Source organism: Paraburkholderia ferrariae NBRC 106233 (assembly GCF_000685035.1).
Lineage (GTDB): Bacteria > Pseudomonadota > Gammaproteobacteria > Burkholderiales > Burkholderiaceae > Paraburkholderia > Paraburkholderia ferrariae.
Genome location: NZ_BAYB01000002.1, coordinates 407,352 through 421,651, shown reverse-complemented (window position 1 = coordinate 421,651; position 14,300 = coordinate 407,352). Strand labels below are relative to the sequence as shown.

14 protein-coding genes are annotated in these 14,300 nt (G+C 65.7%); 6 read left to right on the top strand and 8 right to left on the bottom strand.

What is annotated here, in order from left to right; translation table 11 throughout:
• Positions 1 to 139 precede the first annotated feature (139 nt).
• Positions 140 to 1,036, bottom strand: a complete 897-nt coding sequence (locus BFE01S_RS02215) for a LysR family transcriptional regulator (RefSeq protein ID WP_028224185.1) — start codon at positions 1,034 to 1,036, stop codon at positions 140 to 142.
• Between the two features lie 294 nt (positions 1,037 to 1,330).
• On the opposite strand from BFE01S_RS02215, the gene BFE01S_RS02210 reads away from it, so the two are divergent.
• The 3 genes from BFE01S_RS02210 (at position 1,331) to BFE01S_RS37070 (ending at position 2,525) form a co-directional block, all read left to right on the top strand.
• On the top strand, positions 1,331 to 1,660 hold the full coding sequence (locus BFE01S_RS02210) for a hypothetical protein (protein WP_028224184.1): 330 nt from the start codon (positions 1,331 to 1,333) through the stop codon (positions 1,658 to 1,660).
• Entirely contained in the window at positions 1,657 to 1,989 is a 333-nt protein-coding gene (locus BFE01S_RS37075) for a DUF3331 domain-containing protein (protein WP_084169454.1), read from the top strand. Before BFE01S_RS02210 ends, BFE01S_RS37075 begins: the two co-directional genes overlap by 4 nt.
• A 167-nt stretch (positions 1,990 to 2,156) precedes the next feature.
• Positions 2,157 to 2,525, top strand: a complete 369-nt coding sequence (locus BFE01S_RS37070; protein ID WP_052420764.1) for an isochorismatase family protein — start codon at positions 2,157 to 2,159, stop codon at positions 2,523 to 2,525.
• Positions 2,526 to 2,587: 62 nt separating this feature from the next.
• On the opposite strand, the gene rbsK is transcribed toward BFE01S_RS37070, so the two are convergent.
• From rbsK to BFE01S_RS02180, 4 genes are all read right to left on the bottom strand, one after another.
• On the bottom strand, positions 2,588 to 3,487 hold the full coding sequence (gene rbsK, locus BFE01S_RS02195) for a ribokinase (protein ID WP_028224183.1): 900 nt from the start codon (positions 3,485 to 3,487) through the stop codon (positions 2,588 to 2,590).
• A gap of 172 nt (positions 3,488 to 3,659) precedes the next feature.
• A complete protein-coding gene (locus BFE01S_RS02190; protein WP_028224182.1) occupies positions 3,660 to 4,661 on the bottom strand; it encodes an ABC transporter permease in 1,002 nt (333 codons plus the stop codon).
• 42 nt (positions 4,662 to 4,703) lie between these two features.
• Entirely contained in the window at positions 4,704 to 6,302 is a 1,599-nt protein-coding gene (locus BFE01S_RS02185; protein WP_028224181.1) for a sugar ABC transporter ATP-binding protein, read from the bottom strand.
• Between the two features lie 147 nt (positions 6,303 to 6,449).
• Positions 6,450 to 7,427, bottom strand: coding sequence for a sugar ABC transporter substrate-binding protein (locus BFE01S_RS02180; protein ID WP_028224180.1), 978 nt, complete (start codon positions 7,425 to 7,427; stop codon positions 6,450 to 6,452).
• Positions 7,428 to 7,636: 209 nt separating this feature from the next.
• Here BFE01S_RS02180 and BFE01S_RS02175 point away from each other — a divergent pair, with 209 nt between their 5' ends.
• Positions 7,637 to 8,509, top strand: coding sequence for a LysR family transcriptional regulator (locus tag BFE01S_RS02175; RefSeq protein ID WP_028224179.1), 873 nt, complete (start codon positions 7,637 to 7,639; stop codon positions 8,507 to 8,509).
• 96 nt (positions 8,510 to 8,605) lie between these two features.
• On the opposite strand, the gene BFE01S_RS02170 is transcribed toward BFE01S_RS02175, so the two are convergent.
• Complete coding sequence (locus BFE01S_RS02170; protein ID WP_028224178.1) at positions 8,606 to 10,315, bottom strand: dihydroxyacetone kinase family protein; 1,710 nt, start codon at positions 10,313 to 10,315, stop codon at positions 8,606 to 8,608.
• Between the two features lie 699 nt (positions 10,316 to 11,014).
• Between BFE01S_RS02170 and BFE01S_RS02160 the strand changes: the two genes are divergently transcribed.
• On the top strand, positions 11,015 to 12,130 hold the full coding sequence (locus BFE01S_RS02160; protein WP_028224177.1) for a polyamine ABC transporter substrate-binding protein: 1,116 nt from the start codon (positions 11,015 to 11,017) through the stop codon (positions 12,128 to 12,130).
• A 317-nt stretch (positions 12,131 to 12,447) separates the two neighbouring features.
• Here the strand turns inward: BFE01S_RS02160 and BFE01S_RS02155 are convergent, their stop codons facing one another.
• Both BFE01S_RS02155 and BFE01S_RS02150 read right to left on the bottom strand, forming a co-directional pair.
• Positions 12,448 to 12,765, bottom strand: a complete 318-nt coding sequence (locus tag BFE01S_RS02155) for a VOC family protein (RefSeq protein ID WP_028224176.1) — start codon at positions 12,763 to 12,765, stop codon at positions 12,448 to 12,450.
• Between the two features lie 139 nt (positions 12,766 to 12,904).
• Complete coding sequence (locus BFE01S_RS02150; RefSeq protein WP_245621008.1) at positions 12,905 to 13,774, bottom strand: GntR family transcriptional regulator; 870 nt, start codon at positions 13,772 to 13,774, stop codon at positions 12,905 to 12,907.
• On the opposite strand from BFE01S_RS02150, the gene BFE01S_RS02145 reads away from it, so the two are divergent.
• A complete protein-coding gene (locus BFE01S_RS02145; protein WP_028224174.1) occupies positions 13,679 to 14,155 on the top strand; it encodes an OsmC family protein in 477 nt (158 codons plus the stop codon). The genes BFE01S_RS02150 and BFE01S_RS02145 overlap by 96 nt on opposite strands.
• Positions 14,156 to 14,300: the final 145 nt, after the last annotated feature.

Genomic DNA, 14,300 nt, shown 5'->3' with positions numbered 1-14,300 from the left:
CCTCACCGATAAAGTTGCACGCTCCGGGCGCGTACAGAACGCTTCGCCGGCGTGCGGTTTCTCATCGGAAACATCGCGCGACCGGCAGATGGCAAAGCGGCGCCCATACGAACACCGACATGTCACGCGTTTTTTTGCCTTATTTCCGCTTGATTTCCAGAATCTTGCTCTGCACCGATTCGGCGAATAACGTCGCGATGCGCCGGATATGCCGGTGGGTGGGGAACACGGCGCAGAAGTCCGACACGTCCGAGCGGTACTGATCGAGCACGGGCGCGAGACACCCGGCCTCGATGTCCTTTTTCACGAATTCCTCAAAAAGCAGTGCAATGCCGAGCCCTTCGATCGCCGCCTGGCGCACCGGATTGAACGTGCTGGCGAGAAAACGTCCATACACCTGGACGTCGCTGTGCCCCTCCGGGCCGTTCAGATCCCAGATGTCGGGTCCCGTATTGCGCGAGACCAGCAGGCAGTCGTGCTGCCCAAGTTCGTCGAGGCTCGCGGGTACGCCGCGCGCCGCCAGATACTTCGGCGCGGCGACGAGCCGCCTGCGCGACGAGGTAAGCACCCGGCGCGTAGCGTTGTCGGCAAGCATCGAGCCGGGGCGCAGTGCCACGTCCACGCCGCTCGCCATGAGGTCGAGATACGCGTTGTCCACCACGAACTCCAGACTGACGCCCGGATAGCTTTCGAGAAATTCCGTGACCCAGGAAATCGGAAAAATTTCGAAGAAGTCGGCGGTCAGAGCGACGCGCAACGGGCCGATCGGCTCGGGATAAGTGTCGGCCGCGGCCTGCCCCGCCAGCACGAGCGCCTCGATATTGCGCACGCTCTGTTCGTAGAACGCCTGCCCGACTGTCGTGAGCGTCAGTTTCCTCGTAGTCCGAAGTATCAGCTTGCTCCTGAGCTCGCTTTCGAGTTGCTGCACGTGCCGGCTTACCGTGTTGGCCGGCATCCCCAGACGCCGCGCGGCTTCGGCAAAGCTGCCGGCCTTGACTACCTCGACGAACATGTAGATTTCGTTCAGATCGAGCATGCATTCCTCTTGATTTTGGATGAGACCCCGCCATTCAGCCCGGCTAGTGGTATTCCGGACGGCGGTCTAAGCTGTTTCCGAAAGAGCTTGATTAGACCACTTTTCACGGGCATTCGTGATTCCCGGCGATTGCACCGCGCCCTGGCCTGCCTCTCGAACGCCCGCTCTCATCCGCAGGATCTGGCATGACACTCTCCATGAGGCGCGGGGACGGCATCGCTCGTCCCCGCATCCACCGAAGCCGCCCCGCAACCCACCCTGCCCCGCCATGGCCAACCTGCCGGAGAACGCCGGGTGACCGTCGAGTCTGAACAACTCCGTGCGCTCGCGGACACCCTGAGCGGCGACGCCGCCGATATCATCCGGCTCGCCGCCGTCGAGCTCGACCTGCTGCGCAAGCGCCTCGCCGAGGCGCAGATGGGCAACGCGGACTGCGAGCGACTCGACTGGCTCAGCCAGCAGGCGCACGACCAGCACTGCGACCCCACGCACCGCACGTATTTCACGCTGCCGCGTATTCTGGCCGCGAAGGATGGCGCGCGCGCCATGACGTTGCGCGACGCAATCGACCTCGTGCGCAGGCAGTCCGATCAAGACTGGTTGCCGGAGCCGAGCTTCCCATGAAAGGCACCCCCACCCTGCCGGCGCGGCCGGCTTTCCCTTTCCCGCTATGGGCGGACCGGGTCGGCGCCGAGATTACACTGTTCGCCTGCGACGAACACGAACTGCTGCTGCGCTGGGTCGAGCCCGGCCGCTGCCACTACGGCGAGCAGCGCTGGCTGCTCATTTCCGCCAAGCATAGCGGCTGCTGCATCCTCTCCGGGCTGCCCATCCGGCGCGGCGACCTGGTGTTCCGGCCGGCCGGACGACCCATGCCGGCCAATGCCGACAAGATGATGCTGCGCGCCCAGCTCGAACTGACCCTGAGCGGCGAGACCGCGGTCGCCTCATAGCGCCGCGAACGATGCAGCGCTCGCCGTTTCGGAAAGGAATCTATCCAGACAGGACATTCCGTGGCATGCTCCGGGTTCGATAATTAATCTGCATTCCTTATCGTTTATCTGAAAAAATGAATTGCTGGCGGTGCGCCGGGCCGCATCGAACGCTCGATGAACATGACATGACGCTCCCCCCCGACTGGACCGAACTCGTACCGAAGCTGGAAGCGCATCCCGACGATTACCGCGTGACGAAACACCGCTGGGGTGCGTTTCACGGCATGCCGCTAGACGCGTTCCTGCGCGAACGCGGCGTGACCCGGGTCGTGCTGACCGGCGTCGCTACGAGCATGGGCGTGGAGTCCACGGCACGCAACGCGCACGAGCGCGAACACGAGCGCGGCTATAACGTCGCGCTCGTTGTGGATGCGATGACCGATCTGGATATCGAGGCGCATCGCTACAGCGTGGAGAAGATTTTCTCGCTGCTGGGCGAAACGACTACGACTGCGGAGGTACTGGCACGGCTGGACGGGGACCCCGCTCGCTAGCGCAGAGCGTCCGCAGAGCGCCCGCGGGGTGTCCGCGGGGTGTCCGTAAAACGCCGCCGCGCTCAGATCATGCGTTCGACTTCGTCGCGCGTGGGGATGGACGGCTGGGCACCGGCGCGCGTCACCGAAATCGCGGCCGCGCGTTGCGCGAGGCCGATGGCGGCGTCGAGCGGCTGACGCGCGGCCAGTTGCGCGGCGAACACGCCGATGAAGGTGTCGCCCGCCGCCGTCGTATCCACGGCCTGCACTTCGGGCGCGGCGAAGTGTGCGCCCTCGCCCCCTTCGCGCAGCAGATACGCCCCCTGCGCGCCCAATGTGACGATCACATTGCAGGCGCCCGCGCGTTGCAGTTCCATCGCGGCGCGCCGCGCGCCGCTTTCGGATTCCACCGGCAGGCCCGCGAGAATCGCGGCTTCCACTTCGTTCGGCACGAGATAATCGATCAGCGGCATCCACTCGGCCGGCAGCGGCTCGGTGGCCGGCGCCGGATTCAGCACGGTGGTCTTGCCGAGGCGCCGCGCAAGCGCGAGCGTCGCATGCACGGCGTCCCACGGCGATTCGAGCTGGCACACCACCACGTCGGCCGAGCGCAGCATCGCCTCGTGGCGCCGCACGCCTTCAGGCGTCAGCGCGCCGTTGCTGCCCGCCACCACCACGATCGTGTTTTGCCCTTCGTCGGAGACCGTGATCAAGGCGACGCCGGTCGGCTGCGAATCGGTCACCTCGATGCCGGTGCAGTCGATGCCTTCGGCTTCGAGGTCGCGCCGGCGCTGCTCGCCGTTGGCGTCGCCGCCCACGCAGCCCACCATCGCCACCTGCGCGCCGATGCGCGCCGCCGCCACGGCCTGGTTCGCGCCCTTGCCGCCGGCGACCTGCGAAAACTCGTGGCCGCTGATGGTTTCGCCGGGACGCGGCAGATGCGGCGAGCGCGCGACGAGATCGGTGTTGATGCTGCCGACCACAACGACCTTGCCCGCGGCTTTCGCCGCCGCGCTTACCGGCTTGCCTTCCGGTTTGCTTTCCGGCCTGGTTTCTTTAGACACAATGATTCTCCTGTCGAACCGAAGCGCGCGGCAACGCGCTCACTCCGGCTCCATGCAATGCGGGCCGAAGCCCTCGCGCCTCATGCCGCCATTATGCGGCCCGGCGGCGGCTCCGATAGGTATCCAGCACCACCGCGATCACGATCACGGCACCGGTGATAATGCGCTTGGTCGGCTCGGTCGCGCCGATCTGCGCGAGGCCGGCGGCCAGCACCGAAATGATCAGTACACCGAAGAAGGTGCTCGTAACCGAACCGCGGCCACCCATCAGGCTCGTGCCGCCGATCACCACCGCGGCGATCACCTGCAGTTCGATACCGTCGCCCGCGTTCGGATCGGCCGCTTCGAGCCGCGAAATCTGGAACAGCGCCGCGAGTCCCGAGAGCAGCCCCATCAGCGCGAACACGGCAACCTTGTAAGGACGCGTGTTGACACCCGCAAGGCGCACCGCTTCTTCGTTCGTGCCGATGCCGATGAGATAGCGGCCGAACACCGTACGCGTGAGCACCCACTGTGCCAGGATCATCACGGCAATGGCAATCAGAAAGGCCGGCGAAATGCCGAACGCGATGGGGTTGGAGAGGAAATCGAGCGAATCGCCGATATAGGCGGTACGCGAATTCGTGAGTTGATACGCGAGCCCGCGCGCGGCTTCGAGCACGCCCAGCGACACGATGAACGACGGAATGCGCCACGCCACGGTAATCGCGCCGGTAATGCAGCCCGTGAGCATCGCGCCCGCCATGCCCAGCAGCGCGGACGGGATAGCCGGCCAGTGCCACTGCAGGGCGGCCACGCTCGTGATCGCCGCGCCAAGCGCGAGCACCGAGCCGACCGAGAGGTCGATCCCGGCGATGATCAGCACGAAGGTCATGCCCACCGACATCACCACCAGATCGGGAATCTGGTTCGCGATCGTGCTGAACGTGTCGTAGGTGAGGAAGTGCGAGCTGAGGATCGAGAACAGAACGATCATCCCGCCCAGCGCTCCTATGAGGCCGAGATAGCTCGAAAAGGCGCTGCGGACGCGCGCCGGCTTCGCCTGTTCAGGCGGTTCTTTCTGCGCGGTCGGCAGGCTGGTCTGTGCTGTCATGCTTGAATGCTCCATCAATGTCTCGTCGGGTGCCGCTGCGCATCAGGCGAGCGCTTGCGTCGCGGTTTGCGACGCAGCCTCGTTCGCGGCCTCGCCGGCATAGCCGGCGAAAGCCGCCGCCAGCAGCGAATCCTGGGTCCAGTGGCCGCGCTCGAAAATGCCGGTGAGGCGTCCGGCCGACATCACGCCAATCCGGTCGCAGATCGCCATCAGTTCCCGCAGGTCGCTCGACACCACCACGAGCGCCCGGCCCTCGCGCGCCAGCGCGCCGAGCAGCGTATAGATGTCGAAGCGCGCGCCCACGTCGATACCGCGCGTGGGTTCATCGAACAGCAGCACCGTGCAGTCGCGCGCGAGCCAGCGCCCGATCACGACCTTCTGCTGGTTGCCGCCGGAGAGTTGCGCCACGGTTTGCGCAGGGCCCGAAGTGCGAATGCGCATGGCGTCGATCATCTTCTGCGCGAGCGCGGCTTCGCTCGCGCCGTCGATCACGCCGCGCTTCGAGACGGCAGCGAGATTGCCGAGCGACACGTTGGCTGCGATCGGCTGCGGCAGCAGCAACCCCTCGCCCTTACGGTCCTCGGTGATGAGGGCAATGCCCTCTTTCACCGCGTCCACGGGCGAAGCCACCTGGATCGGCGCGAGCGCGGCCCCGCCATGCGCAATCGAGACCGTGCCCGCATCGGCACGATCGGCGCCGAAGATGAGGCGCAGCAGTTCGGTGCGTCCAGCGCCGATCAGCCCGCTGATGCCGAAAATCTCGCCCGCCTTGACCTCGAACGAGACGTCGCGCACGGCATGGCCGCGCGACATGTGCTCGACCTTGAGCGCCACGCCGCCAATGCGCCGCTCGCCCAGATCGATGTCCTCGCCCACGTCGCGCCCCACCATCAGCGTGACGAGGCGCTCGCTCGTAAGCTCGCGCATCGGGCCGGCGTGCACCAGCTTGCCGTCGCGCAGCACCGCCGCGCGTTCGGCAATGCGCTGAAGTTCTTCGAGCCGGTGCGAGATGTAGACCATCGCCACGCCGCGCGCCTTCAGTTGCGCGATCTGCGCGAACAGCAGATCGACCTCGCGCGCGGTCAGCATGGCCGTGGGCTCGTCCAGGATCAGCACGCGGCAGTCGCCGATCAGGTTGCGCGCGATCTCGACCATCTGCTGATGGCCGATGCCGAGTTCGCCCACCAGCGTATCGGGATCCATCGCGTCGAGTCCGACCTGCGCCATCGCGCGGCGCGCGTCCTCGCGCAGCGTCGCGCGGTCGATGCGTCCCATACGGCCGGACAAGCCGCGGCGCGGCAGGCGGTTCAGAAACAGGTTCTCGGCAATCGTCAGCGTGGGCAGCAGGTTCAACTCCTGCATCACCATGCGCACGCCAAGTGCTTCGGCCTCCGAACGGCTTGCGGGCGCATACGGCGCGCCGCCGAGCGTCATCGCGCCCTCGGTCGGCACCACGAGGCCGCCGACGATCTTCGAAAGCGTGCTCTTGCCCGCGCCGTTTTCGCCCGTGAGCGCGAGCACTTCGCCCGCGTGCAGTTGCAGCGAAATACCGCCGAGCACCGGCGCGGCATAGGTCTTGCCGACGCCCTGCACGCTCAGCACAGGCGCGGCATCGTGATCAGGCTGGAATGGAGTGGACATCGCTTGACGGCTGCGAATGAAATGCGGTGTGGCCAGACAGGATCCGGGCGGCGGCCCTGGTGGCGCCTCGCGCCGGGGCGCGGGAATACGCTCGTGTGCGTACTTGCGTGTGCCTGAGCGTACTTGCGCGCCCGGATCCGGAGGGACTTACTTCGTCACGAGATCGACCGGCGTTTCGACCACGCCAGCCAGATCGGACTGCTTCTTGTGCTCCGAGATCGCCTTGAGCGCCGTGTCGATGCCGAACACGGCCTGCTTCGCCGCGTACTGGTCGGCGGTGGCGAGCACGCGGCCGTCCTTGAGCATCGGCTTGATCGCGTCGATGTCGTCGTAGCCGACCACGTACACCTTGCCTTGCTTGCCAGCGGCGCGCACGGCCGAAACGGCGCCGATCGCCATGTTGTCGTTGCCGGCCAGCAGCGCCTTGATGTTCGGATACTCGTTGAGCATCGCCGAAGCCACGGCATTGCCCTTGTCGATTTCCCATTCGCCCGACTGCACCGAGTCGATCTTCGCGCCCACCTTCTGCATGGCCGCCTTGAAGCCGGCCGTGCGCTGCTGCGCGTTGGTGGTGGTCGAAACGCCTTCGATGATGCCCACCTCGTCGCCGGCCTTCAGCTTCTGCGCGAGGTAGTCGCCCACCTTCTCGGCGCCCTTGGCGTTGTCCGGACCGACGAACGGCACGTTCAGGTCTTTCGACTTGAGCACGTCCGGATCGAGCCGGTTGTCGATGTTCACCACGATGATGCCGGCGTCCACCGCCTTCTTCACCACCGGTACGAGCGCCTTCGAATCGGCCGGCGCCAGCACGATCGCATCGACCTTCGAGACGATCATCTGCTCGACGATCTGGATCTGCGCGGCGGTGTCGGTCTCGTTCTTGATGCCGTTGGTCACCAGATCGAACTTGCTGCTGTTATGCGCCTGGTAGTCCTTCGCGCCGTTTTCCATCGTCAGGAAGAACTCGTTGGCGAGCGACTTCATCACCAGCGCGACCCTGGGCTTGTGGGGCGTCTGCGCGAAAGCGGGCGCCGCCGGCAGCATCGTGCCGGCCAGGAACGTTGCGGTTGCCACTGCCGTAGCCACAATAGCGCGGCGGCGTGCGGGTTTGAATGCTCGATTCATGGATGTCTCCGTGGTCGCCCGTCCGTTCTCTACCCAGGGGGTAGCCGGCGAGTCGTGTGATGGGTTCTGGTCGCGGGCCCTGGCCGCGCCGCAAGCCAGACCAGGCTGAAAAGCGTGCGGCGGCAACGGCATGAGCCCGACCCCGATTGAATCCTATCCCCGCGGATCGGGTTATGCTATGCCAAATTTCAAAACTTGCCGTTACAAAAATGGAACACATCGACTGGGACGATCTGCGGCTGCTGGTGGCCATCGCCCGCGAAGGCACGATGCGCGCGGCGGCGCTCGCCTGCGACCTGAGCCCGCCCACGTTGTCGCGCCGCCTCACCGACCTGGAACGGCGCCTCGGCGAACCCCTGATCGACCGCGTGCCCTCAGGGTGTACCCCTACGGCGTTCGGCGCGAAAGTGCTGGCGTGGGCCGAGCAGATGGAGGACCTCGCGCACCGCATCGCCCGCGCGGCGGACGCGACCGGCCACGGCGGCCCGCGCGGCACGGTGCGGATCAACGCGTCCGAGTGGCCGTCGTACATGCTGATGAAGCTGATCGGCTCGTTCCAGGACCGGCTGCCCGGTCTCGCCATCGAGGTGCTCACGTCGCGGCGACCCTACAGCCTCGCCCGGCGCGAAGCCGACATCGCGCTCTGGACCGAATGCCCGGACGAAGGCGACCTGTTCGTGCGGCGCATCGGCCGGATCCGCTTCGGCCTCTATGCGTCGCGCGACTATTACCTGCGGCACAAGCAGGCGATCGCGCGCAAGGAGTGGGAGAAGCTCTCGCTCGTCGGGCTCGACGACCGGCAGGCGGACCACCGGGTCACCCAGTGGCTGCGGGACCTGCCCGGCGCGAGCGCGCCCGCGCTGCGCAACAGTTCGGGGATGGGCGTGCTGCAGGGCGTGCTGGGCGGCTCGGGGCTCGGCGTGCTCGCGCAGCTTGCGGGCAGCACGACGAGCGAACTCGTGTGCGTGGAGAAGCACATCAAGACGCTCGACCAGGACGTGTGGCTCGTGCAGCACCCCGCGCTGCGCGACAGCGAGCGCATGCGCACGGTGGCGAACCTGCTGGTGGAGATCTTCCGGTAGCCGGGCGGTGGCAGGGTCGCCTGTGTGCGGGTCGGGCGGCTCCGGTTGTGAGGCTCCGGTTGTGAGGCTCCGGTTGTGCTGCTCCGTTTTTGCCGCTCAGTGCACGCCGATATGCGGCTGCAACGCCCACAGCCAGCAGCACACCGCGACGGCACCGCCATCCGGCGACCCCACCGCGCGTGCACCCAGATAGCTCGCACGGCCCGCGCGCGGCGTCATCGTCGCCGTGGCCAGCGCGCCTTGTTCCGCCGCGAGCACCGCCGCCGCCCACGCCTCGGCCACCGGCTGACCCGCGCCCAGCGACTGCTCGAAGGTCTCCATGGCCGGCACCAGCGCATCCAGCATCGTGCGGTCGCCGGGCTTCGCGCCGCCCAGTTCGCTCACCGCTTCGACCGCCTCGCGAAACGCAGCAGCCCAGTCGGGCACAGCCGGCTGCTTCGCAACGGCCAGGCGGCGCGAGGCGCGCAAGAGCGCCGTGGCATAGAACGGCCCGGAACTGCCCGCAATCGCCTTGCGCAATGCGCCGCCCAGCGCGGCAAGCGACGCCGCCGGTGCGGCCAGCGCCGCATCGGGCACGCTCAGCAACGCGTGGGCCGCGCGCGTCATGCTCGTTCCCAGATCGCCGTCGCCCGCCAGCGTGTCGAGCTCGGTGAGCCTGCGCTCATTGGCAATCAACGCTTCGGCCACGGCGCGCAGTGCCGGCTTCACGGCAGCCAGCCAATGCGGGTCGCTCTCGCCCGCGAGCGGCGGCGTCGCTTCGTGCCCGGCAGCGGGCGCATCGATCCGGATCGCGTGACTCACCCGCCCGCCGCGCGGCCACGACAGCGCTTCGGTGGCGGCGTCCAGCAGCGCGAGCCTTTCGTCGTCCACGCGCAGCACCGAAATCGAGCAACCCGGCATGTCGAGCGCGGAGAGGAACGTGCCCGACCATGCGCGCGCGATCGCGATGCCTCGTCGCGCGAGACCCTCGTAGGCCGCACGCAGCACGATATCGAGTTCCATCTGCGGCGTGGCGCCAAGGCCGTTGACGAGCAGCGCCACACGCTGGCCGCTTTCGAGTGCGAGGTCTTCGACGATATTCGTCAGCAGGGTCTCGGCCAGCGCATCCGCGGGCAGCGGCAGGGTACGCTCGACGCCCTTCTCGCCATGGATGCCGAGGCCGAGTTCGATTTCGTCGCCGGCGAGTTGGAAGCCCGCTTTCTCCATGCCCGGCAGCGTGCAGCCGTTCAGCGCCACGCCCATGGTGCCGAGCCCGGCCGCCGCCTCGCGCGCGAGCGCCGCCACGCGTGCGAGCGGCAACCCGCGTGCCGCGGCCGCGGCCGCGATCTTGTGCACGAGCACGGTCCCGGCAATGCCGCGCCGATGCGTGCGCGCCGTCGTGAGGCGCAGCGAAACGTCGTCGGCCACGATCACGATCTCCACGGGGATGCCCTCGGCGCGCGCGAGTTCGGCGGCAAGGCCGAAGTTGAGCCGGTCGCCCGTGTAGTTCTTCACGATCAGCACCGCACCCGCGGCGCCCGCCGTCGCCCGAATGGCCGCGAGCACGGCATCGGTGGAGGGCGACGTGAAGACCTCGCCGCACACCGCCGCGCTCAACATGCCGGCGCCCACATAACCGCCGTGGGCGGGTTCATGGCCGCTGCCGCCGCCGGAGATGAGCGCCACCGCACGGGCCGACTTTTCCGGCAGGTCCCGGCGGACCAGCACATTCTCTTCGCCGAGGATCGCGAGATGCGGCGCTTGCCGCGCGATCCCTTCGAGCATCTCGCGCACGACATGCGCGGGTTGGTTGACGAGTTTCTTCATGACCACCTTCCATTAAAGGGCGTGACGAACGAAGCGCAAGGCCCTAACGATACAGCACATGGCACATGTCCCCATTGACACGTTTATTGGCCCAGGTACCATGAATGCGCACGGTTGAAGTGCGCCGATCCCAAACGCCTCGCAAACGCCTCGTTGAGGCAACAACGAACCGGCGCGCATCGAACCGGCATTCCGGCAAGCAGTCCGTCGCCTTTAGGCTTTGACCCAGCGCTTTGTCCCAGCGCGCCTGAGATCATGAAATTTCGTGGCCCCTTGATACAGTACGATCGAGGACATGGCGGCTTTCTCGCCATGCGCAGCGCGATTGCTTCAGGGCCGTGCAAGTTGGCGAGACCCTGCGGTTATTTCTCGATCGACACCGTCCTCTCCATTCGCTCCGTGCGCCGCCACAACTCGGTCACGACGTGCGAATTCATTGCTGTTCGCAAGGACGAAATCGCGTCCTTGCTCCCCAAGCCTTAGCCCCCTCCTCTCTCTTTAGCGATTCACGTCGCGCCTCGTCGTACCGCGCAATGCTGGGCGCCGCCCAGCGCGCGGTGGACCGTTCTCGTCCGTCCCGCTTGCGCCAGTGTGCGCGCCGGATCGGCGGGAGCGGCAATTCGTACGCCTCGTTCGTTCAGACGAACGCCGGGCGCGGGGACGCGCATGCCGTCCCCCACCACTCCATAGGGGAGCAGAATGAAACTTCACGCCCGACTCCACAACGCCCTTGCAGGCTCGCTCGCCATCTCGATGATCGCGGCCGCCTCGCAGGCCGCCTTCGCTGAGGACAACCAGGTCAACGTCTATAACTGGTCCGACTACATTGCGCACGACACGATACCCACCTTCGAAAAGGAGACCGGCATCAAGGTGCGCTACGACAGTTACGACAGCGACGACACCTTGCAGGCCAAGCTGCTCTCGGGCAGTTCGGGCTACGACGTGGTCGTGCCTTCGTCCGCCTATATGGCGCGGCAGATCGAAGCGGGCGTGTACCGCAAGCTCGACAAATCGCAATTGCCGAACCTCGCGAACCTCGACCCGCACCTCATGAAGATGGTGAGCGACGCCGACCCGGGCAATCAATATGGCGTGCCCTGGGCCTGGGGCACGGACGGCATTGCGTACAACACGCAGGAAGTGGAAAAAGCGCTCGGCACCGCCGCGCCGCTCAATTCGTGGGCGCTGGTCTTCGATCCGGCGAACCTCGCGAAGCTCAAGGGCTGCGGCGTGTCGTTCCTCGATTCCGCGTCCGATGTCTTCCCGGCCGTGCTGCAATACATGCACAAGAACCCGAACAGCACGAACCCCGCCGACTACACCGCCGCGTACGAAGTCCTGAAGCAGGTTCGTCCCTACATTACCCAGTTCAATTCCTCGGGCTATATCAACGATCTGGCGAACAACGATGTGTGCGTGGCCGTGGCCTACTCGGGCGACGCGGGCATTGCGCGCCGGCGCGCGGTGGAGGCCAAACGCAGCTATCAGGTTCAGTACGTGAACCCGCAGGAAGGCGGACTGTTGTGGTTCGACATGATGGCCATTCCGAAAGACGCCCCGCATCCGGAAGCGGCGCTCAAATGGATCAACTTCATCGAAGATCCGAAAACGAGCGCGGCCATTACCAACGAAGTGTTCTATCCCACGGCGAACCGGGCTTCGCTCCCGCTCGTGCAACCGGAGATCGCGAAGGACCCCATCACGTTCCCGTCGGCGGAGGTGCTCGACAAGATGACTGTCATGCGCCCGCAACCGCCGGCGATCATGCGTCTGCAGAATCGTTTGTGGGCGCAACTGAAGTCGGGTACCTGATCGGCTGACCGTCCCCTGATCCGGCCGTGCCACGTGACCCAGCGTGCACGACCGGCCCTAACGAGCCACGATGCTGTTCGTCGTGGCTCGTTCCTGATGCTTTGAAACGATACGGGAGCGATGTGAAGTGCATCTTCCCGGGAAGCGGCATTTCCCGTCTCATCATTCCTTGCCAGCCTGACTTGATCTGCATACCGAACGATTTGGCTGCGGGCATGACCTGCGGAATCGCAGTGAAGCCGGCTTCGGACTTCGAGGGTGGAATTCGACGAGCTTTCCGTGTGGCGCCAACCCGCGCTCGAATCGGCGCCACGGGTTCACACCGGCTTCACCGGCACGCCATAAGCATTGACGATCCGCACGTCCTGCTCGGCCGCCGGGAACAACTCCCATTCGATACCGTTCACATCGACGCTGCTCGAATAGCCCTCAGCCGCGTCGTCCTCGAAGCCGACATGCCTTAACTGGCCAGCCCGCTCGGGCTTTTCGCCGATCGAGAAGTTCAGCAGATCGGTGCGCCACATCGCGTACTGCCCCGGCACGACAACGGAAGGCGGCTGTCCGAGCCGCTCGCTGTAATCGGCAATCGATTCGCCGAGATCGGCAACGGCCAGTGCAATGTGAAAGCGCTTCATGAGGGAGCTCCGTGAGGGTTGTTGGCGTGATTCGCGTCGTTCGCGGAATTCGATTCAACCGCGCCTCATCGTAGCCGGGGCATCGCACTGCAACCAGTTCAGCAACTATGCTGGTATGGAAACTACTCGTTGCACGTTTTCATTCGGCCAACACCCGCCGCGTAACGATACGCCTCGCGGAATCCAGATGCGCGACCGTGAGCGAGCGAGCCGCGCGCGCGTTGCGTTCGATAGAGGCGTGCAGAATCGCTTCGTGCTCCACCTGAAACGAGGGCGTGTCGTCGAGCAGCGTGTGCTGCAGGCGCTCGTAGCGCTCGACCTGCGCGCGCAGTTCCTTGATGGCCTTCAGTTGACGCTCGTTGCCGCAGTGCGCATAGAGCAGTTCATGAAATTCGCGGTTGAGCTCACCCTGCCGCGCCTTGCTGTTCGCACTGCCTAGCAGGCGATGCACGAGTTCCGCGCGCGCCAGCGTTTCCTCTTCCATCCGCTTGACGCTGCGATAAATCGCGTCGCCTTCCAGCAGGACGCGCAGATCGTAGATCTCGTTGACGTCGGCCTCGCTCAGCATCCGCACTATCGCGCCGCGGTTTCTGAAAATCTCCACGAGACCTTCCCGTTCCAGTTGCTGGATGGCCTCGCGCATGGGAATGCGACTGACGCCGAACTGGCCGGCCAGATCCCGCTCGACCAGCCGCTCGCCGGGTTCGAATTGACCGCTGGCGATCATCTCCCGCAGGGAGGCCACGACGCCATCGGCGGTATTGACGGTTGAGTCCAATTCTTTGCTCTCGCCTGCCGTTTTCATGTTGGAATAATGGTATACCATTTTAGAGGCTTGTGCCAGAATGACTCCCAGCGTCCCGCTTGACGGACGCGGTGCGGACTCCCTCTCTACGAACCCAAGGATTGCGCGATGGCACACGGAGAACATCGATACAACGTCACGGTCCGGTGGACCGGCAACCTGGGAGCCGGCACGTCCGGATACCGCGAATATGGTCGCGACCATGTGATCCAGGCCGTCGCCAAACCCGAGATTGCGGGCTCCGCCGACGCCGCGTTCCGCGGGGACGCCACCCGCTGGAACCCCGAAGACCTCTTTCTGGGCGCCCTTTCCGCGTGCCATCAACTCTGGTATTTGCACCTGTGCGCGGATGCCGGCGTCCACGTTCTCGCGTATCGCGACGAGGCGCACGGCACGATGCTCGACAGTCCGGGCCCCGGCCGATTCACCGAAGTCGTCCTGCGTCCTCGCGTTGTCATTCGCAAGGGCGACGACCAGGCACTGGCAGCGAAGCTGCATCATGCGGCGCATGAGCAGTGCTATATCGCGAACTCGGTGAATTTTCCGGTCCGGTGTGAACCGGTGATCGAGTTTGCGGATTCTTGATGCCATAGCGCGCAAACGCATTGGCCAGCCACGCAATGCCTTTCCTCCGATTACAAATCCCCCATTCGCGTGCAGCGCGCGTCTACGATTGCATTGGCCATCGCAGTGGCCCGCCATCATTCAAACGGCCGCAACGGACCGGATC

Coding starts and splice junctions, on each gene's coding strand:
- BFE01S_RS02190 (WP_028224182.1), bottom strand. CDS start 4,661: ATGACAGCACAGACCAGCCTGCCGACCGCGCAGAAAGAACCGCCTGAA.
- BFE01S_RS02170 (WP_028224178.1), bottom strand. CDS start 10,315: ATGAAGAAACTCGTCAACCAACCCGCGCATGTCGTGCGCGAGATGCTC.
- BFE01S_RS02160 (WP_028224177.1), top strand. CDS start 11,015: ATGAAACTTCACGCCCGACTCCACAACGCCCTTGCAGGCTCGCTCGCC.
- BFE01S_RS37075 (WP_084169454.1), top strand. CDS start 1,657: ATGAAAGGCACCCCCACCCTGCCGGCGCGGCCGGCTTTCCCTTTCCCG.
- BFE01S_RS02215 (WP_028224185.1), bottom strand. CDS start 1,036: ATGCTCGATCTGAACGAAATCTACATGTTCGTCGAGGTAGTCAAGGCC.
- BFE01S_RS02185 (WP_028224181.1), bottom strand. CDS start 6,302: ATGTCCACTCCATTCCAGCCTGATCACGATGCCGCGCCTGTGCTGAGC.
- BFE01S_RS02175 (WP_028224179.1), top strand. CDS start 7,637: ATGGAACACATCGACTGGGACGATCTGCGGCTGCTGGTGGCCATCGCC.
- BFE01S_RS02145 (WP_028224174.1), top strand. CDS start 13,679: ATGGCACACGGAGAACATCGATACAACGTCACGGTCCGGTGGACCGGC.
- BFE01S_RS02150 (WP_245621008.1), bottom strand. CDS start 13,774: ATGGTCGCGACCATATTCGCGGTATCCGGACGTGCCGGCTCCCAGGTT.
- BFE01S_RS02155 (WP_028224176.1), bottom strand. CDS start 12,765: ATGAAGCGCTTTCACATTGCACTGGCCGTTGCCGATCTCGGCGAATCG.
- BFE01S_RS02180 (WP_028224180.1), bottom strand. CDS start 7,427: ATGAATCGAGCATTCAAACCCGCACGCCGCCGCGCTATTGTGGCTACG.
- BFE01S_RS37070 (WP_052420764.1), top strand. CDS start 2,157: ATGACGCTCCCCCCCGACTGGACCGAACTCGTACCGAAGCTGGAAGCG.